This window comes from Roseospira navarrensis, from assembly GCF_009601025.1.
Classification (GTDB): Bacteria; Pseudomonadota; Alphaproteobacteria; order Rhodospirillales; family Rhodospirillaceae; genus Rhodospira; species Rhodospira navarrensis.
On sequence record NZ_WIVE01000002.1, the window covers coordinates 110,760 to 128,487 of the forward strand.

Below are 17,728 nucleotides of genomic sequence, written 5' to 3' on the forward strand. Positions count from 1 at the left end.
CACGAGATCCTTCGGTTGCTTCGCTCCCTCAGGATGGCACTTGGTTGTGCGGTGGGCCATTCCCTTACCTTCGGGCGTGAGTCGAATCGGTTCACGGCCCCGGCCTTTCCCGTGCGTATCCCGCGGCAGAGGGATCGCGCGCCTAGAAATCCGACGGTTCCTTGTCGATTCCCGTCATGGCGTCGATCAGCCAGGCCGCCGTGTAGCGGGCGAAGGAGTTGCGCACCCAGATCTCGATCGCATCACCGCCCTCCGGCCCGTCCACGGTCACCCGCAGAAGGGCGCGGGTCCGCCCCAGCGTGGTCTGCACGCAGGCGCCCGCCTTCAGCGCGCGCGGATGCAGGTCCAGCGGGCAGCCCTTGGACAGCACCAGACGGGCGCGCGGCCCGGCCAGCACCAGCACCGTATAATTGTGCGACAGGTCGCTGACCGACAGCCACGGATCGTTCACCGGCGCTTCGCGGATCGCCTGATCCAGCGCCCGGGCAGAGCCATCGGGCGCCACCAGCAGCCACTCGTCCGGCCCCAGCCACAGCGCCAGCCGGCGACCGTCCGGACTGGCGACCCACGTGTTTGGCGCGGTCGGCGGCTGCACGCCGAAGGCCTTGCCGATCTCGGGCAGCATGCCCTCGGTCGCGCGCAGGTTCAGCACGGTGCGCGCCGCCCCGGACGACAGCGTGACCAGCGGCCCGCCGGCCCTGGCCATCGCCAGTTCCAGGGGATAGAGCGGGCTTTCCCAGCGCCCGCCGGGACCGCCCAGGCCGTATTCCAGGCCGTCCTTGGGCGCGTCGGGCTCAAGCTGCGGGGAGGCCATCGCGGCGCGCTCCTTCCTTGTCGAACATCACCGGATCGCAGATCACCGCCGGCACCTCGCCCGAGGGCAGCGCGACCGAGACCGTCACGCCCAAACGCGCACGTCCGCCGGCCACCAGCGCCAGCGCGAACCCGGACTCCAGCGCGGGCGACCAGTAGGCTGACGTGACGAACCCCAGCATGGGCACCGGCTTCGGTCCCCGTGACGCGCCCGGCTCGACGATCTGGCTGCCTTCCGGGACCACGCGGCGTTTGTCCTTCGGCATCAGCCCGACCAACTGCCTGCGGTCGGGCCGCGCGGTGTCGGACCGGGACAGGGACCGCTTGCCGATGAAGTCCGGCTTCTGCTTGGAGACGATCCAGTCCATGCCCAGGTCAAGGGGCGTCTGGCAGCCGTCGGTTTCCTGGCCGACGATGATGAAGCCCTTTTCGGCCCGCAGGACGTGCATGGTCTCGGTGCCGTAGGGCGTCACCCCCAGGTCCACGCCGACGCGCAGGATGGCGTCCCACAGCGCGCCGCCCTGGTGCCAGGGCACGTTGACTTCGTATTGCAGTTCGCCCGTGAAACTGATGCGGAACACGCGGGCGTGCAGCCCGGCGACGATGGCCGGCCGCCAACTCATGAACGGAAAGCTCTCCGGCGACAGGTCCTGGCCCGACGCCAGCCGCGCCATCAGGATCCCCGCCTTCGGTCCGGCGATGCCGACCGTGGACCACTGCTCGGTCACCGAGGTCAGGCGCACGCGCAGGTCCGGCCATTCGGTCTGGAGGTAGTCCTCCAGGTGGTCCATGACCGCCGCCGCGCCGCCCGTCGTGGTGGTCATCAGGAAGCGGTCCTCGGCGATGCGGGCCGTCGTGCCGTCGTCGAACACCATGCCGTCCTCGCGGCACATCAGGCCGTAGCGCACCCGGCCGACCGCGAGTTTCTTCCAGGCGTTGGTGTAGACGCGGTTCAGGAACTCGGCGGCATCCGGTCCCTGGATGTCGATCTTGCCCAGGGTGGAGGCATCCAGGATGCCCACGCCCTCGCGCACGGCCTGGCATTCGCGGGCGACGGCCTCATGGAGGCTCTCCCCGGCGCGGGGGTAGTACCAGGGGCGCTTCCACTGGCCCACGTCCTCGAACTCCGCGCCCATCGCCACGTGCCGATCGTGGATCGCGGTCAGCCGCGCCGGGTCCAGGTGATCGCCCCGGTCGCGCCCGGCCATGGCGGCGAAGGTCACGGGGGTATAGGGCGGGCGGAAGGTGGTGGTCCCCGCCTCGCCCATGGGCCGGCCCAGCGCCTCGGCCAGCACCCCCAGGCCGTTGATGTTGGCGGTCTTGCCCTGGTCCGTGCCGAACCCGGTGAGGGTGTAGCGCTTGACGTGCTCGACGCTCTCGAAGCCCTCGCGCGCGGCCTGCTGGATGTCGTGGGCGGTGGTGTCGTTCTGCAGATCGACGAACGGCTTGCCCCAGTCGAATTCGGTGCCCTTGGCATAACGCACCTGCCACAGGGGCGAGTCCGACCCCAGCGCCGGTTCAGAGTCGCAGGCCGGTGCCTCCCCTGCCCCGCGCCCCGGATCGAAGCCGGCGAGACGGGCCGCCTCGGCGCCCGCCGCAGCCCCCTCGGCCAGGCACCCGGCCAGGTCGAAGGTGCCCGCGCAGGCGCCGACGCTGGCCTGGGCCTGCACGGCGCGGTCCGGCACGAAGGCCAGCCGGTCGGTGTCGTAGCGCAGTTTGCCGCCGGACTGGCTGAACAGATGCACCACCGGGGACAGCCCGCCCGAGACCAGCAGCAGGTCACAGGGAATGGTCTCCAGGCAGTGCGGCTGCGCCCGGCCGTCCGCCTGCAGCTTGTTGATGCTGGCCCCGGTGATGTGCGTCTTGCCGGTGGTGCCCGCAACCACATAGCCGGTCACCACCCGAATACCCGCCGCCCGCGCGGCCGCCGGCAGCGCCGGACCGGGCTCGGCGCGGGCATCGACGATGGCGTGGATCGTCGCCCCCGCCGTGTGGAGGTCAAGGGCGGCCTCGTAGGCGCGGTCGTTGGTCGTGAACACCACCACGTCGCGCCCCGGCAGGACGGCCCAGCGGTGCAGGTATTCCTGCGCCGCGCCGGCCAGCATGATGCCCGGCCGGTCGTTGTCGCCGAACACCAGCGGGCGTTCGTGGGCGCCGGTGGCCAGCACCACCCGCTTCGCCCGGATGTGCCACAGGCGCTGGCGGGGTGCCCCCGCCGGAGCCTCGGCCAGAGACACATGATCCGTGACCCGCTCCAGCGCCATCAGATAGTTGCCGTCGTAGTACCCGAACACTGTGGTGCGCGGCAGCAGGCGAACCTCGGGATTGGCCTTCAGCATCGCCTTGACCGAGGCCACCCATTCCGGACCGGCGTGGCCCTCCACCGTGCGTGGGCGGGCGAGCAGGCTGCCGCCGAAGCGCTCGTCCTCGTCGGCCAGGATCACCCGCGCGCCCGAGCGCGCCGCCGCCCGCGCCGCCGCCAGTCCGGCGGGGCCGCCGCCGACCACCAGCACGTCGCAATGGACGTGGCGTTGTTCGTAGCGGTCCGGGTCCGGCAGGTCCGGGCATGTGCCGAAGCCGGCGGCCTTGCGGATCAGCGGCTCGTAGACGCGCTGCCACATGAAGCGCGAGCCCTGCATGATCTTGTAGTAGAAGCCCGCGCCCATGACCGGCGAGAGCGCGCCCATCACCGCGCCCAGGTCGCGCTCGACCGAGGGCCAGACATTGACGCTCTCCGCCTCCAGGCCGTCCACCAAAGCGGTCTGGGTGGCGCGCCAGTTGGGATCGGTGCGGGCCGGTTCGCCCGTCACCCGGCGCTGGATGAGCGCGCCCGGGTCCTCGGCCCCGGCGGCCAGGATGCCGCGCGGTCGGTGGTACTTCATCGAGCGGCCGACCAGATGGATGCCGTTGGCGAGCAGCGCGCTGGCCAGGGTGTCGCCCGGATGGCCATCCATCCATTCATGGTTGAAGCGGAACCGGATGCGCCGCGTCCGGTCGATCAGCCCGCCGGCCGGCAGGCGATAGTCCTGCGTGCGGTCGCTCATCGCCCGGCCCCCTCGGTCTCCGGAACAGAGGGGCGCGCCTCGCCCATGCGATAGACCGCCAGCACCCGGTGACTCACCGTATCGCGCAGCACGTTGAACCAGCGCCGGCAGCCGGCGGCGTGGCACCAGCGCTCGGCGAAGACGCCCTTGGGGTTGTCGCGCAGGAACACGAACGAGGCCCAGTCCTCGTCCGACAGCGCAGCCGGATCCGCGGGCCGGGCCAGATGGGCCTGCCCGCCGTAGCTGAACTCCGGTTCCTCGCGCGGCCCGCACCAGGGGCACTCGATCAGCAGCATGATGACGGGTCCTTCCGGCAGGGTCCGTTCGATAAAATCAATGGGCGACGGCGGCGGCGCCGTGCTCGTCAATCAGCGCGCCGGTCACGAACCGATCGAGCGAGAACGGCGCGTTGACGGGGTGCGGCTCGTCCCGGGCGATGGTGTGGGCGAACACGAAGCCCGACCCGGGCGTCGCCTTGAAGCCGCCAGTGCCCCAGCCGCCGTTGATGTACAGGCCGGGCACGGGCGTCCTGCTCAGGATCGGCGAGGCATCCGGGCAGGTGTCCACGATGCCGCCCCAGGTGCGCATCATGCGCAGGCGGGCGAAGATCGGGAACAACTCGACCAGGGCGGCCGTCTGGTGTTCCAGCACGTGGAAGCTGCCCCGCTGCGCATAGGAGTTGTAGCCGTCGATGCCCGCGCCGATGACCAGCTCGCCCTTGTCGGACTGGCTGACGTAGACGTGGATGGCCCCCGACATGACCACGCAGTCGAGGACCCGCTTGATCGGCTCCGAAACAAGCGCCTGAAGGGGATGCGACTGGATCGGCAGGCGGATGTCCGCCATCGCCGCCAGCACCGAGGTATGCCCGGCCGCGACAATCCCCACCTTGCCGGCCGCGATGGGACCCCGGGTCGTCTCCACGCCCGTGATCCGCCCGGCGGTGTCGCGACACAGCCCGGTCACCTCGCAATTCTGGATGATGTCCACCCCGCGCGCGTCGGCGGCGCGGGCATAGCCCCAGGCGACCGCATCATGCCGCGCGACACCGCCGCGCGGCTGCCATGTCGAGCCCAGGATGGGATAGCGCAGGGTGCTGGACGTGTTGATGATCGACACGATCTTTTTGACGCCCGCGGGCTCCAGCCACACCGAGTCGATGCCGTTCAGACGGTTGGCCTCCGCCCGGCGCCGGCCGGCGCGCACGTCGCCCAGGCTGTGGGCGAGGTTCAGCACCCCGCGCTGGCTGAGCATGACGTTGTAGTTCAGGTCCTTCGACAGACCCTCCCACAGCTTCAGCGACAACTCGTAGAGCGCGGCACTTTCGTCCCACAGGTAGTTGGAGCGCACGATGGTGGTGTTGCGCCCGGTGTTGCCGCCGCCCAGCCACCCCTTCTCCAGCACCGCCACGTTGGTGATGTCGTGTTCCTTGGCGAGGTAATAGGCCGTCGCCAGACCGTGGCCGCCGCCCCCGACGATGATGACGTCGTAGTGGCGCTTGGGCTCCGGGCTGCGCCACTGCCGGGGCCAGTGCTGGTGATGCGACAGCGCGTTGCGCGCCAGGGACCAGATCGAATATCGCGCCACGACAGCCCTCCCGACGTCCTCGGCCGGACCCTCCGGCGGGGACCCCGCCGACTCCCGGTCCGCAGCCCAAGGAGACCGTGAAGCAACGCGACATGACTAGAACGGCGGGGACAGCTTCCTTGCATTTTTGCGCCATCGTATCGAGCCCCGCATTGACTCCGCCCCTGCGGCATTTAACCCTTCGATATCAACCGCGTGGCCAGACCCGGGGGACCGCGCCCATGGTGTGCACCGCCGCACGAGATGTCGCAGCCGCGCTGGCCCCGCGACCCCGGTATGGATGCGCCATGCCATGAGCCCGCCGCCGCCCCGCACCGCCCGCCTGAAAGTGGCGTTCGTGCTGCTGCCTCGGTTCACGCTATTGCCGTTCGCCGGCTTCGTGGACATGCTCCGGCTGGCCGCCGACGAGGGCGACATGAGCCGCCAGATCGACTGCCGCTGGACCACCATGACGGCCGACGGCCGCCCGGTGCGCGCCAGTTGCGGCACCCGCATCACCCCGGACGGCGGCCTGACCCCACCGCGCGGGTTCGACTACATCGTGGTGGTGGGCGGGCTGATCCATCAGGGGCCGGTCCAGGATCCAGCCGTGACCGGCTACCTGCGCACGGCCGCCGCCGCCGGCGTCCCCCTGGTGGGGCTGTGCACCGCCGTGTTCACGCTGATCCACGCCGGGTTGATGCGCGATCGGCAGTGCTGCGTGTCGTGGTACCACCACCGCGATCTCGTGCAGGCCTTTCCGGACGTCACTCCGGTCGCCGACCGTCTGTTCGTGGTGGACGGCCCGCGCATCACCTGCGCCGGCGGCACCGGCGCAGTGGATCTGGCGGCCTGGCTGGTGGACCGGCACCTGGGGGCGGCCGCCGCGCGCAAGGCGCTGAACATCCTGGTGAGCGACGCCGCCCGACCGGCCGATGCACCGCAGCCCATGGCCATCGGCGACGGCGGCCCCGAGGTGCGGGACCCGCGCCTGCGCCAGGCCCTGCGCATTCTCGACAACACGCTGGCCACACCGCCGCGCACCGGCGATCTGGCGCGGCGGGTGGGACTCTCGCGCCGCCAGCTTGAACGCCTGTTCCGGGACGAACTGGAAACCACGCCGTCCGCCTACGCCCGCCGGCTCCGGCTGCGGCACGGGCACTGGCTGGTGACCCGCACCGGCCGCAGCTTCACCGAAATCGCGCAGGAATGCGGCTTCGCCGACGCCTCCCATTTTTCGCGAAACCTGAAGGCCGCATACGGCACCACGCCTCAGGCCCTGCGCACCGCCGCACAGGCCGCGCCACCTTCGATACCATGACGAAATAAAGGGGCTCGACTCTGCGAATCGCTATTTACCGGGCCGGGCCGTCACCGGCATCATGGTGGGATGGGTTCCCGTCAGGGGAGGCGGGGCGCGGCGGCCGAAGGAGCGGCCCGGATGGTATCTCGGCGGGATCAGGACAGGCCGCGCCTGTTCCAGTTTCTCCTGTTCCAGCGGTTCTCGATGCTCGCCTTCACCTCGGCGGTGGAGGCCCTGCGCACCGCGAACCGGCTGTCCGATCGTCCGCTCTATCGCTGGGACATCCTCACCACCACCGGCACGGCGGCCGCCGCCAGCAATGGCGTGCACGTTCTGCCGGACGCCACCATGGGCAGCGAAGACCCCGGCGCGGCCGCCGTCATCGTGTGCGCCGGCATGGGCATGGAGGGCTACCGGGACCCGGCCGTCACCGTCTGGCTGCGCCGTCACGCCCGCCGCGGCGCGCATCTGGGCGGCCTGTGCACCGGGGCGCTGGCGCTCGCCGCCGCCGGTCTGCTGGACGGCTATCGCTGCACCATCCATTGGGAGAACGTGGAGGGCTTCGCCGAGGAGTTCCCGCGCCTGGACATCACCGCCACCCTGTACGAGATCGACCGTGACCGCTTCACCTGCGCCGGCGGCACGGCGGCCCTGGACATGATGATCGCCCTGATCCATGCGGACCACGGCCACGGGCTGGCGATGAAGGTGGCGGAGGCGCTGATCCACACCGTGGTCCGCCGGCCCGAGGACCCGCAGCGCATGGCGCTGCGCCAGCGCGTCGGCGTCAGCGATCCCAAGGTGTTGGCGGCCATCGCTCTCATGGAAGCGCAACTGGAGACACCCCTTCCAGTCGAGTCCCTGGCGGCGGACATCGGCGTGTCGCACCGCCAGCTTGAACGCTTGTTCAGCAAGCACATCGGGGTTTCGCCGTCGCGGTATTACCAGCGCCTCCGGCTGCAGCGCGCCCGGGCGCTGCTGGCGCAGACCTCGTTGACCGTGTTGCAGGTGGCGGTGGCCTGCGGGTTTTCCTCCGCCTCGCATTTCACGAAATGCTACCGGCAGGAGTTCGGCCAGCCGCCCCGGCGCTGGCGGCTGGCGCCCCATCTGGTGAAACCGGGGCCCGGCATGCCGGACTGGCCGGCCGCGCCGCTCCCGCCGGATGGGGCGGAATCACCGCTGGCGGTGGAACTGGATGTGCTGGACAGCCTGGACCCGGAGGGCGAGGCCGCCCACGGGGACGCCCTCGGCCCGGACGACACGGACCCCACGGACGGCGACGCCCCCCCGCCCCTTCCCTCCTGAGCGGAGCAGGCCCGGCGCACCCAGGGCTCCGAATCCGGATGACGGGGGTGTCATGGTGTGTGCCTCATCACGAGATTCTTCGCGCCCTTTGGGCGCTCAGGATAACACTCTCTATTACAAGTGTATCGTCCTGAGGGAGCCCCGCGACCATCGGTCCGATGGTCGCGCTCCTTTGCGGCGACCCGACGCGTCGCCGGGGGCGACCGAAGGACCTCGTGAGGCGGGTTCGACCCCTGCAGAGTCACGGAACAGCAATCTGGATTCGGAGCCCTGCCGGTTCGCCACGGTGCGTTGCCCGGGCGGGACGACGGTGCTATGCCCTCGCCCACTGTTCAGCACCCGCCGCCATCATCAGGGACCCATCCCCGTGATTCAGTCGCTGCTTGCCATTTTCGTCACCGTGTTCCTGGCCGAACTCGGCGACAAGACGCAGATCGCCACCCTGCTGTTCGCCACCGACAGCAAGGTCCATCCCATGCTGGTGTTTCTGGCGGCGGCGGGCGCTCTGGTCGCCTCCACCGCCGCCGCCGTCGCTCTGGGCACGATGGCCGAACGCACGCTGTCCATGTTGCCACTGAAGCTGATCGCCGGGATCGGCTTCATCCTGATCGGCCTGCTCAGCATCTGGGCGCATGTGAAGGGCGCGTGACGGGCGCCGGTCAGCCCTTGCCGATCATGCCCATCAGCGCCCGCACGGTGTTGTCCGCGCCGTCGGCGATCTGCGAGACGGTGGCGTCCAGCATGTAGCACGGGCTGGTGACCAGCTTGTTGGCCTCGTCCACCACGATCTCGGCGTGGGTGGTGGTCTTGTGGGTGCCGCCCATGGCGCCGATGCCCTCGGCCACGCCGGCGTCGGAACCGATGGTCACGGTCACGTCGCCCAGCACCCGGGCGATGACCGCCGGCGCGATGCACAGCGCCCCGATGGGCAGGCCGGCCGTGTGCGCGGCCTTGATCGCGGCCTCGACGTTCTCGTCCACCGCGCAGTCCGGCCCATCCACCGCGAAGGTGCAGAAGTTCTTCGCCGCGCCGAACCCGCCCGGCAGAATCAGCGCATCGAACTCGCTGGGATCGAACACCGCCACGTCGTCGATGGCCCCGCGCGGGATGCGCGCCGCCTCCACCAGCACGTTGCGGGTCTCGCCCTCCATCGGCTGGCCCGACTTGTGGTCGATCACGTGCAACTGCGGGATGTCGGGGGCGAAGCACCGATAGGCGCCGCCCTGTCGGTCGATGGCCAGAAGGGTCGTCACGGTTTCGGTGACCTCGGCGCCGTCGAACACGCCGCAGCCGGACAGCAGCACGGCGAAGCGGGGCTTGTCGCTCATGGGGACCTCTCTGTGTCGGGGGTGAAGGGGGACCGCCGCATGCGGACCACGAGCACGTGTGCCAGGATGGAAGCCTAGTCGGTCCGCCCGAACCCTCGCAAGAGACGGAACCGGGTCAACCCAGGCCGTCGGGCACCGACATCCCGGCCGCGGCCGCCGCCAACGCGGCGACCAGGGGCGGGGTCGGGTCGCGGTCGGCATAGACGAGGCCGACAGAATACCGGATCGACGGCGCCACGAGCGGGCGGGCCTCCACCGCCGGATCCGGCCGCATGGTGGAGAGCAGCAACGACGGCGCGATGCTCGCCCAGGGCCCCTGCTGGACCAGCGCAAACAGCGTGATGAGCGATGCGGTCTCCACCGCCGGGTCCACGGCCACCCCGGCGGCGCGGAACGCGGCCTCGACGATCCGGCGGTTCTGCATGTCGGGGGTCAGCAGGCAGAGAGGATGGCGGGCGGCCTCGGCCCAGGGAATGCCCTCGCCCGGGGGCTCCGGGTCGTCCGCCGCGCGCCGGCACAGGAACAGCGGGGTTTCGGTGTAAAGGGGCACGCGCCGGACGGCCGGCAGCGGCTCGTTGTCCAGGTAGGTGATGCCCGCATCCAGCTCGTAGGCGTGCAGACCCCGTTCGATGTCGCGCGAACTGAGGGAGCGGACCACGAACCGGAGGGCCGGATGCCGCGCCGCCACCGTCGCCAGCAGGGGGGCGACCGCCGGCAGCGCGGTGGGGATCACGCCCAGGCGCGCCGTGCCCGCCAGCCCCGTGCCGCGCGCCCGCAGGCTCTGCGTCAGGGCGTCCTGTTCGGCCAGCATGCGCCGGGCGTGGGCCAGCACGGTCTCGCCCTCCGGCGTGAAGCCGCGAAAGGTCTGGCCGCGCTCCACGATGGGCACGCCCAGCGACTCTTCAAGCTGGCGGATGGCGTTGGACAGGGTGGGCTGGGTAACATGGCAGGCCGCCGCCGCGCGGCTGAAATGCCGCTCCCGGGCGAGCGCCACGAGGTAGGTGTATTTCCTCAGCACGCCGCCCACCCCGCTGTCGTGGAGCCGGTCGGCTCGGGAGGGACAGGATCGGCCATGGCGCGCCTCCGGACGCCCCGGTGTCACTCACCGGGTGGCAGGATGACCACTTCGTCGGGCCCCACCAGATTGAGCATCACGCGGGCCCGTTCGTCCAGCATGTCCGGATGCAGGTGCTCGGGCTTCAGAAGACGAACGCGGCGCTCCAACACCTCGCGTTGAGCCGCCAGATCCTCGCGCATGTCCATGGCGACGCGGATGTCCTGGCGCAGTTGCCACCACCGGATGAGCCCCCGCTCGCCTTGGATGGCGTGGTATCCGAAATAGCTCAGCACCGCCACGCCCAGCAGGGGCACGGCGATGGACTGGATCCGGCGGCGCTGGGGAGCGGAAGACGACATGTGCCCAGTCAGGCAGGGTCGAGTCGCCCTGTCAAGAGCAAGCCAATCCGCCGAGTCGCTATGTTTCCGGGTGTGGCGCGGAGGACTCACTCCGTGGCGACCCTGTCAAGAGACACACCAAAGGCATGGGTAACGGGCTCAGGTTGAAATGACGGCTGTCCCCGCACCGTCGGAGCACGCCTCTCGAGATCCCTCGTCTCGCTTCGCTCACTCGGGATGACAAAATAAAATTATAGGATGTCATCCTGAGGCCGCGAAGCGGCTGAAGGATCTCGGGCGCAGGTCTCCGACCCACTGAAACGACCTGCAGAAGCGATACCCTTAACCTGGGCCCTTGCCCTGCCAAAGGCATCCAAAAAGACCGATGGGAGAGGATGGCCGATCCGGATCACGAGGCATTGTCGCCCTCGCCCTCGGCCCGCGCATCGCGCCGGGCCAGCCAGGCCCGCACCTTCTCGGCGCGCCAGTCCTCGGCATAGGCCCGCGCGGCCTCCCGCTCCGCTTCCTGCTCGGCCAGCAGCCGGGCCCGTTCCGCTTCCCGCGCCGCCGCGATGGCCTCGGCCTCCGCCTTGATGTCGGTCACCGGCGGCAGGTTGGCGACGACCGCGAATTCCTCCGCCTCGCGCCACGCGATGCGGAACTTGCCCATGTAGCGTTCCGCCAAATGGGGAGTCCGGGAGTGATACCGCGACACCGCCTGGGTCCACGAGCCGGTCTCGCGGTGCAGATTCATCAGGAACTCGGCGGCATAGGCCACATTGGCCTTGGGCTCGAACGCCTTTTCCAGGGTCGCGAACGCATCGCCGTGGTAGTGCAGGTTGATCTGCATGCACCCCACATCGATGTTCCATTCGCCCCGCGCCTGCAGCGCCCGGGCGTGGGCGATGGCCTCGGCCTTGGTCGGGAAGAACTTGCCCGATCCGCCGTTCGTGACCGTCCAGGGCCAGGCAACTCTTGCCTGCCGGGCGCCGTCCCAGCGGCCGGACTCGACCATCGAAATCGCCGTCAGCACATGCGCGGGGATGTCGGTCAACCGCTCCTGCCGCATGGTCTGATCCAGGCAGAGCTGACTGGCCGACGCCAGCGGCTCCGCCTCGGCCGGGGCCTGAGGCAGCCCGACGGCCAGGGCCAGCAGCCCCAGGACCACGACGCGCGAGGGGCGCGCGAGGACCCGGCGGAACAGACGGAGGGCGATGGAGACACTCGACATCGCGGAGAACCCGGCAGGGGGACCCGCCGCCGTGGCGGATCCGGACACCGGATGGTAAGCAACGTCTGTGCCAGGAAGGGCGGGAACGGCCGGGACGCCCCTACTCCGCGGCCAGCGCCATGCCCGGCAGCGCGCCCAGGGCCCCCACCAGACCGGGCAGCACCGTGGCCAGACGCGCCATGCCGGCGTGCGGCTCCCGCGTGGCCTCGTCCATGTAGATGGCGCGGTTGATCTCGAGCTGCAGCACGTGCACACCCTGACGCGGACGGCCGTAGTGGCTGGTGGTGAACCCCCCAGCATAGGGCTGGTTGCGCCGCACCCGCAGGCCGGCGGCCGAGAGCACGGCTTCGGCGGCGGCCGTCACGCACGGATCGCACGACGCCCCGTCGCGGTCGCCGAGCACGATATCGGGCGGCAGCGCCCCCCGGCCGGGCTCGGCGACCGCCGCGCTGGGCATGGAGTGGCAATCCAGCACGACGCAATAGCCGAACCGCGCCCGGGTCGCCTCGATCAGGTCCCGCAGCGCCGCATGATAGGGGTCGTAGCACGCGCGCAGGCGGCGCTCGGCATCCACGAACGACAGCTTGCGCCGGTAGATGTGATAGCCCTCCCCGGCCAGGCGGGGCAGCGTGCCCAGGCCGGCCCGCACGCGCGGCGACTCCGTGCGGGTCTCGGGCGGCAGGGCATCGTGGAACATGGACGGGTCCAGCTCCAGCCGCTCGCGGTTCACATCCACGTAGACGCGGGGGAACAGGGCGCTGAGCAGCGGCACCCCCAGGCGCTGCGCGCCGCGGAACAGCGTGTCCACGTGCGAGTCCTCGCTGGCCCGCAGGTCGGACAGCGGCAGCCGGGACAGCGCCAGGAACGCCCGCGGGTAGCGCATCCCGGAATGGGGCGACGCCAGCACGAGCGGACGGCTCTGCCGCGCGGGGCGCAGGATCCGGATGGGCTCTCCGCCGGGCCCGCCTATCTCTTCGATCCCTGTCATGGACATTCGCCTCGGGCGCGGCCCGACACCCAGCCGCCTCGGGGTGAGGGGGACGTTACGGCCTACGGCTCATGGTAGCGCGGTTCCGGGAGGATGGGAAAAAGTTCCTGCGCCGACACCCGATCCGGTGCGCAAAGGGGTTGCATTGGCCGTCCGGCCGGAGTAGATAAGCGGCCCTCCGCAGGGGAGACACCCCCACGGCGGGCGCGTAGCTCAGCGGGAGAGCACTACGTTGACATCGTAGGGGTCGCTGGTTCAATCCCAGCCGCGCCCACCATTCCAAAAGCCGCCAGCCCATTGGGTTGGCGGCTTTTTCCGTGGCCGGTGGACGGTGCGCGCGCGTGTTCGTCCATGGAGTGCGCGCTCCGGTTCCCCCGGGGCTTGCCGGGCGGGCTTCGTTAGGGTACACACCCGCGCCTTGAGGGGGGTGTGGCGCGGCCGGAACGGTTTGCGGCCTAGTCTCTCCAGTGCAACGCGAATCCCGTCCCCGCCGCGACGGAAGGTCCCGCCCCGTGATCCAGATCGAAGGCATCTCCAAGGCGTTCGGTGGCCTGCGCGCGGTCGACTCGGTGCATTTCACCGTGGCGACCGGCGGCATCACCGGCCTGATCGGCCCCAACGGCGCCGGCAAGACCACCCTGTTCTCGATCCTGGCCGGTTTCCTGACCGCCGACGAGGGCCGCGTGGTCCTGGACGGCGAGGATGTCACCGGCCTGCCGCCGCACACCCTGTTCCATCGGGGGCTGGTGCGCACCTTCCAGATCCCGCACGAGTTCTCGCGCATGACCGTGCGCGACAACCTGATGATCGTGCCCCCCGGCCAGGCGGGCGAGAGCCTGGGCCACGCCTGGTTCCGCTGGGGCAAGGTCAAGGGGCAGGACCGGACGGTGCGCGAGAAGGTGGACGAGGTTCTGGACTTCCTGAACCTCACTCATGTGGCGGACGAACTGGCGGGCAATCTGTCCGGCGGTCAGAAGAAGCTGCTGGAGCTGGGCCGCACCATGATGATCGACGCCAAGGTGGTGCTGCTCGACGAGCCCGGCGCCGGCGTCAACCGCACCTTGCTGAACAACATCCGCGATGCCATCCGCCGCCTGAACCAGGAGCGCGGCTATACCTTCTGCCTGATCGAGCACGACATGGACCTGATCGCGCAGCTCTGCGACCCGGTGGTGGTCATGGCCCAGGGGCAGGTGATCGCCGAGGGCCCGATGACCGACATCCGCGCCAACACGCAGGTGCAGGACGCCTATCTTGGCGGCGGCGTCTCCGGGCGCGGGGTCTCCGCCATGACCGAAGACGACGTGGGCAAGCGCGTCCCGGACGGCGACGCGGCCGACGGCGCCCCGGAGGATGACTCCGGCGACGAGGAGTGGCGGCCATGACCCTGCTGTCCATCGAGGGCGTCACCGGCGGCTACGGCGGCGCTGACATCCTGCACGGCGTGGACCTGCGGGTGGAGCCGGGCGAGATCGTCGTCATCATCGGCCCCAACGGCGCCGGCAAGTCCACGCTGATGAAAGCCGCCTTCGGTCTGGTGAAGATCCGCGAGGGGGCCGTGCTGTTCGAGAAGCGCGACATCACCCCGCTGCGGCCGGACCAGATCGTGCGCCAGGGCATCTCCTACGTGCCGCAGGAGCGCAACGTCTTCCCCTCCATGACGGTGGAGGAGAACCTGGAAATGGGCGCGTTCATCCGCACCGACGACATCCGGCCCCAGATGGAGCGCATCTACTCGTTCTTTCCGCGCCTCGCCGAGCGCCGCGGTCAGGTGGCCGGGTCCATGTCGGGCGGCGAGCGCCAGATGCTGGCCATGGGCCGGGCCCTGATGCTGGACCCGAAGCTGCTGCTGCTGGACGAGCCGACCGCCGGCCTGTCGCCGATCTTCATCGACCAGACGTTCGAGCGCATCCAGAAGATCAACGCCGCCGGAATCGGCATCCTGATGGTCGAGCAGAACGCCAAGCAGGCGCTCGCGGTCTGCGACCGGGGCTACGTGCTGACGATGGGGCGCAACCGCATCGACGATACGGGCGCCAACCTTCTGGCCAACAAGGACGTGGCCGAAATGTTCCTGGGGGGCTGAGGGCCGATCATGACCGAGATTCTGCAGCTGGCGATCTACGGCGTGGTGCTGGGCAGCATCCTGACCCTGGGCGCCATCGGGGTGTCGCTGATCTTCGGCATCCTGCGCTTCGCCCACTTCGCCCATGGCGACCTGATGACCCTGGGGGCCTATTTCGCGCTCTCGCTGGTGGTCGGCCTGGGCTTCCCGGTCTGGGCCTCGGCGCCGTTCGCGATCGTGGGCGCGGCGCTGGTGGCGATCGCCATCGACCAGACGGTTTATCGACATTTGCGCAAGGCCGCCCCGATCATCCTGCTCATTTCCTCGTTCGGCATCGCCATCGCGCTGCGCAGTGTCGTGCAGTTGATCTGGGGACCGCACAACGAGGTGTATGCCAGCGGCATCCAGATGCCCTGGCGCGTGGGTGATCTGGTCATCAAGCCGGATCACGTCTGGATCGTACTGGGCGCGGTGGTGCTGGTGATCGCGCTGCACCTGTTCCTGACCCGCACCAAGATGGGCAAGGCCATGCGGGCCATGAGCGACAACATGGATCTCGCGCTGGTCTCCGGCATTCCGTCGGAGCGGGTCATCATGGTGACCTGGGCCGTGGGCGGCGGGCTGGCCGCCGTGGCCGGCATCTTCCTGGGCATGGACACCCGCCTGCACCCGGTCATGGGCTGGTCGCTGCTGCTGCCGGTGTTCGCCGCCGCCATCCTGGGCGGCATCGGACGCCCCTATGGCGCCATCGCCGGCGGCATGGTCATCGGGCTGGCGATGGAGATGTCCACCATGGTCATCAACCCCACCTACAAGCCCGCCGTCGCCTTCGCGCTGATGGTGCTGATGCTGATCGTACGGCCGCAGGGCCTGTTCAAAGGCAATCCGTGAGGAGAGGAACCCCGTGATGGAGATGGACGGCCTTCTCACCTACGGCGTCTTCTTCCTGACGCAGGCGGGCATCTACGCCATTCTCGCGCTGGGCCTGAACGTGCAGTTCGGCCTGACCGGACAGATCAACATCGGCATCGCCGGGTTTTTCGCCGTCGGCGCCTACACCAGCGCGATCCTGACCACCAACCCGACCGACGCGCACCTGGGCGGCTTCGACCTGCCCTTCCTGGTGGGCGTGGCCGGCGCCATGGTCACGTCCGCCCTGGTGGCGGTGGCCATCGGCCGGGTGACCATGCGGCTGCGCTCGGACTATCTGGCCATCGCCACCATCGGCATCGCCGAGATCATCCGCCTCGCGCTCAAGAACGAGGACTGGCTGACCAACGGCGTGCGCGGCATCCCGGGCATTCCCCGCCCCTTCGTCGAGACCCTGGAGTCCAACAGCCCGCTGATTTCCCTGGCCGTGGTGCTGGCCTTCGTCGTGTTCGCCTTCTGGATGGTGGAGCGCGCCCGCGTCGCCCCCTGGGGCCGGGTGCTGCGCGCCATTCGCGAGAACGAGGACGGCGTGCGCGCCGCCGGCAAGGACGTCACCCGTTTCCGCCTGCAGGCGTTCGTGTTCGGCTCCAGCCTGATGGGAATGGCCGGCGCGCTCTATGCCCACTTCATCGGGTTCATCAGCCCGGAAGCGTTCCTGCCGCTGTACGGCACGTTCCTGGTGTGGGTGATGCTGATCGCGGGCGGCGCCGGCAACAACAAGGGCGCGCTGCTGGGCGCGCTGGCCATCTGGGTGCTGTGGTCGGCGACCCAGTTCCTCACCGACGCCCTCGGGGCCGAGTACGCCACCCAGGCGGGCGCGCTGCGCGTGCTGCTGATCGGGGTGCTGCTTCAGGTGATCCTGATCGCGCGGCCGCAGGGCATCCTGCCGGAGCACGGAAGCGGCGGCAGGGGCTGATCCGGTCCCGGCCAGGGCAACAGGTTCAGGGTAACGGGATCGCTGCTGCAAGTGTTCGCAACGGGTCGGAGACCCGCGCTCCAGATCCTCCAGCCGCATCGCGGCTTCAGGATGACATCCTGCAAGTTTATGTGTCATCCCGAGTGAGCGAAGCGAGACGAGGGATCTCGAGAGCCGGGCGCCGACGAAGCGGCAAGCGCGGTCATGTCACCGTGAGCACTCTGCCATGCCAGACCGCCGGCCCGGGGTCCCGCCTAAAGCCCCGGAATCGTCTGGGTGGTGGCCGGGTTGCCGCTGCTGCCCTCGAACCGGCCCAGGTTGCCCAGAAGCTGCTCGATGATGCTCAGATCGTTGCCGAGCGTGGGCGTCTCGCGCGAGACCACATCCACCTCGCGGCCGTCCGCGAGGCCCAGTTCGCGCATGTCTTCCACCGTGCCGTCGGCCCCGAACCGGATGGCGATCACCCGCCGGGCCAGCTCCTCGCGCTCGAAAACGGCGAACTGCTTGGTCTGGCCGCTGATGTAGTACCAGGTCTCGTCATCGAAGGTGGCGGTGGTGGACGGCGTGCCGAGCAACGCGGCCACTTCGGCGCGGGTCTGCTTGCCGGGCTCGATCTGCGACAGCCGTTCCTCGGTCGGGGCATTGCCGCGCGCGTTGATGTCGGGCGCACAGGCCCCGAGCAGCAGGCCGCCCGCCAGCGCCAGGCCCACGGCCGTGCCCACTCGGGAGAGCCCGCGACGGCGCGCCCGTCCGCCCGCCGGCCTGAAGCCGGGCCGATCTGCCGGTTCGACGCTCACCCGTTCACCTCCCTCACTGCGGGCCATCCGGGCCCGCGCCACGGTCC

At 70.0% G+C, this 17,728-nt stretch carries 17 protein-coding genes and 1 tRNA gene; 8 read left to right on the plus strand and 10 right to left on the minus strand.

Features of this window, described 5'->3' with window-relative positions; all coding sequences use genetic code 11:
• Positions 1–142 precede the first annotated feature (142 nt).
• The 4 genes from GHC57_RS01730 to GHC57_RS01745 are packed head-to-tail and all read right to left on the minus strand — an operon-like array spanning position 143 to position 5,444.
• Entirely contained in the window at positions 143–814 is a 672-nt protein-coding gene (locus tag GHC57_RS01730; RefSeq protein WP_153340510.1) for a sarcosine oxidase subunit gamma, read from the minus strand.
• The gene (locus tag GHC57_RS01735; protein WP_153340512.1) at positions 795–3,857 is read right to left on the minus strand and encodes a sarcosine oxidase subunit alpha family protein; all 3,063 of its coding nucleotides are present in this window, start codon (positions 3,855–3,857) and stop codon (positions 795–797) included. The genes GHC57_RS01730 and GHC57_RS01735 overlap by 20 nt, the downstream gene beginning before the upstream one ends.
• Positions 3,854–4,153: a sarcosine oxidase subunit delta gene (locus GHC57_RS01740; RefSeq protein ID WP_153340514.1), complete on the minus strand. Its 300-nt coding sequence runs from the start codon at positions 4,151–4,153 to the stop codon at positions 3,854–3,856. Before GHC57_RS01740 ends, GHC57_RS01735 begins: the two co-directional genes overlap by 4 nt.
• Positions 4,154–4,190: 37 nt before the next feature.
• On the minus strand, positions 4,191–5,444 hold the full coding sequence (locus GHC57_RS01745) for a sarcosine oxidase subunit beta family protein (protein WP_170294620.1): 1,254 nt from the start codon (positions 5,442–5,444) through the stop codon (positions 4,191–4,193).
• A gap of 292 nt (positions 5,445–5,736) precedes the next feature.
• Here GHC57_RS01745 and GHC57_RS01750 point away from each other — a divergent pair, with 292 nt between their 5' ends.
• From GHC57_RS01750 to GHC57_RS19750, 3 genes are all read left to right on the plus strand, one after another.
• Positions 5,737–6,744, plus strand: a complete 1,008-nt coding sequence (locus GHC57_RS01750; RefSeq protein WP_246152063.1) for a GlxA family transcriptional regulator — start codon at positions 5,737–5,739, stop codon at positions 6,742–6,744.
• A 120-nt stretch (positions 6,745–6,864) separates the two neighbouring features.
• The gene (locus GHC57_RS01755; RefSeq protein WP_153340518.1) at positions 6,865–8,031 is read left to right on the plus strand and encodes a GlxA family transcriptional regulator; all 1,167 of its coding nucleotides are present in this window, start codon (positions 6,865–6,867) and stop codon (positions 8,029–8,031) included.
• A gap of 367 nt (positions 8,032–8,398) precedes the next feature.
• Complete coding sequence (locus tag GHC57_RS19750; protein ID WP_343031071.1) at positions 8,399–8,680, plus strand: TMEM165/GDT1 family protein; 282 nt, start codon at positions 8,399–8,401, stop codon at positions 8,678–8,680.
• Between the two features lie 10 nt (positions 8,681–8,690).
• On the opposite strand, the gene elbB is transcribed toward GHC57_RS19750, so the two are convergent.
• The 5 genes from elbB to GHC57_RS01785 all read right to left on the minus strand — a co-directional run bounded on the left by elbB (position 8,691) and on the right by GHC57_RS01785 (position 12,973).
• Positions 8,691–9,359: an isoprenoid biosynthesis glyoxalase ElbB gene (gene elbB / locus GHC57_RS01765; protein ID WP_153340521.1), complete on the minus strand. Its 669-nt coding sequence runs from the start codon at positions 9,357–9,359 to the stop codon at positions 8,691–8,693.
• Positions 9,360–9,474: 115 nt separating this feature from the next.
• Entirely contained in the window at positions 9,475–10,377 is a 903-nt protein-coding gene (locus GHC57_RS01770) for a LysR substrate-binding domain-containing protein (protein WP_170294621.1), read from the minus strand.
• 80 nt (positions 10,378–10,457) lie between these two features.
• Entirely contained in the window at positions 10,458–10,775 is a 318-nt protein-coding gene (locus tag GHC57_RS01775; RefSeq protein ID WP_153340523.1) for an FtsB family cell division protein, read from the minus strand.
• 388 nt (positions 10,776–11,163) lie between these two features.
• Entirely contained in the window at positions 11,164–11,985 is an 822-nt protein-coding gene (locus tag GHC57_RS19450) for a lysozyme family protein (protein ID WP_246152064.1), read from the minus strand.
• 100 nt (positions 11,986–12,085) lie between these two features.
• Positions 12,086–12,973 (minus strand): N-formylglutamate amidohydrolase, encoded by an 888-nt coding sequence (locus tag GHC57_RS01785; RefSeq protein ID WP_153340525.1) that lies wholly within the window; start codon positions 12,971–12,973, stop codon positions 12,086–12,088.
• A gap of 202 nt (positions 12,974–13,175) precedes the next feature.
• Between GHC57_RS01785 and GHC57_RS01790 the strand changes: the two genes are divergently transcribed.
• The 5 genes from GHC57_RS01790 (at position 13,176) to GHC57_RS01810 (ending at position 16,884) form a co-directional block, all read left to right on the plus strand.
• Positions 13,176–13,250: transfer RNA gene (locus GHC57_RS01790), tRNA-Val, on the plus strand.
• Positions 13,251–13,485: 235 nt separating this feature from the next.
• The gene (locus GHC57_RS01795; protein WP_170294622.1) at positions 13,486–14,358 is read left to right on the plus strand and encodes an ATP-binding cassette domain-containing protein; all 873 of its coding nucleotides are present in this window, start codon (positions 13,486–13,488) and stop codon (positions 14,356–14,358) included.
• Entirely contained in the window at positions 14,355–15,059 is a 705-nt protein-coding gene (locus GHC57_RS01800) for an ABC transporter ATP-binding protein (protein ID WP_153340527.1), read from the plus strand. The genes GHC57_RS01795 and GHC57_RS01800 overlap by 4 nt, the downstream gene beginning before the upstream one ends.
• Before the next feature lie 9 nt (positions 15,060–15,068).
• Complete coding sequence (locus GHC57_RS01805; protein ID WP_153340529.1) at positions 15,069–15,929, plus strand: branched-chain amino acid ABC transporter permease; 861 nt, start codon at positions 15,069–15,071, stop codon at positions 15,927–15,929.
• Positions 15,930–15,945: 16 nt separating this feature from the next.
• The gene (locus GHC57_RS01810; protein WP_153340650.1) at positions 15,946–16,884 is read left to right on the plus strand and encodes a branched-chain amino acid ABC transporter permease; all 939 of its coding nucleotides are present in this window, start codon (positions 15,946–15,948) and stop codon (positions 16,882–16,884) included.
• Positions 16,885–17,138: 254 nt separating this feature from the next.
• Here the strand turns inward: GHC57_RS01810 and GHC57_RS01815 are convergent, their stop codons facing one another.
• A complete protein-coding gene (locus GHC57_RS01815; RefSeq protein ID WP_343031072.1) occupies positions 17,139–17,681 on the minus strand; it encodes an outer membrane protein assembly factor BamE in 543 nt (180 codons plus the stop codon).
• Positions 17,682–17,728 lie beyond the last annotated feature (47 nt).

What these genes read in the sequence shown, in the direction of transcription:
- GHC57_RS01730 (WP_153340510.1), bottom strand. Translation starts at nt 814, where the DNA reads ATGGCCTCCCCGCAGCTTGAGCCCGACGCGCCCAAGGACGGCCTGGAA.
- GHC57_RS01735 (WP_153340512.1), bottom strand. Translation starts at nt 3,857, where the DNA reads ATGAGCGACCGCACGCAGGACTATCGCCTGCCGGCCGGCGGGCTGATC.
- GHC57_RS01740 (WP_153340514.1), bottom strand. Translation starts at nt 4,153, where the DNA reads ATGCTGCTGATCGAGTGCCCCTGGTGCGGGCCGCGCGAGGAACCGGAG.
- GHC57_RS01750 (WP_246152063.1), top strand. Translation starts at nt 5,737, where the DNA reads ATGAGCCCGCCGCCGCCCCGCACCGCCCGCCTGAAAGTGGCGTTCGTG.
- GHC57_RS01755 (WP_153340518.1), top strand. Translation starts at nt 6,865, where the DNA reads ATGGTATCTCGGCGGGATCAGGACAGGCCGCGCCTGTTCCAGTTTCTC.
- elbB (WP_153340521.1), bottom strand. Translation starts at nt 9,359, where the DNA reads ATGAGCGACAAGCCCCGCTTCGCCGTGCTGCTGTCCGGCTGCGGCGTG.
- GHC57_RS01775 (WP_153340523.1), bottom strand. Translation starts at nt 10,775, where the DNA reads ATGTCGTCTTCCGCTCCCCAGCGCCGCCGGATCCAGTCCATCGCCGTG.
- GHC57_RS19450 (WP_246152064.1), bottom strand. Translation starts at nt 11,985, where the DNA reads ATGTCGAGTGTCTCCATCGCCCTCCGTCTGTTCCGCCGGGTCCTCGCG.
- GHC57_RS01785 (WP_153340525.1), bottom strand. Translation starts at nt 12,973, where the DNA reads ATGACAGGGATCGAAGAGATAGGCGGGCCCGGCGGAGAGCCCATCCGG.
- GHC57_RS01800 (WP_153340527.1), top strand. Translation starts at nt 14,355, where the DNA reads ATGACCCTGCTGTCCATCGAGGGCGTCACCGGCGGCTACGGCGGCGCT.
- GHC57_RS01805 (WP_153340529.1), top strand. Translation starts at nt 15,069, where the DNA reads ATGACCGAGATTCTGCAGCTGGCGATCTACGGCGTGGTGCTGGGCAGC.
- GHC57_RS01810 (WP_153340650.1), top strand. Translation starts at nt 15,946, where the DNA reads ATGGAGATGGACGGCCTTCTCACCTACGGCGTCTTCTTCCTGACGCAG.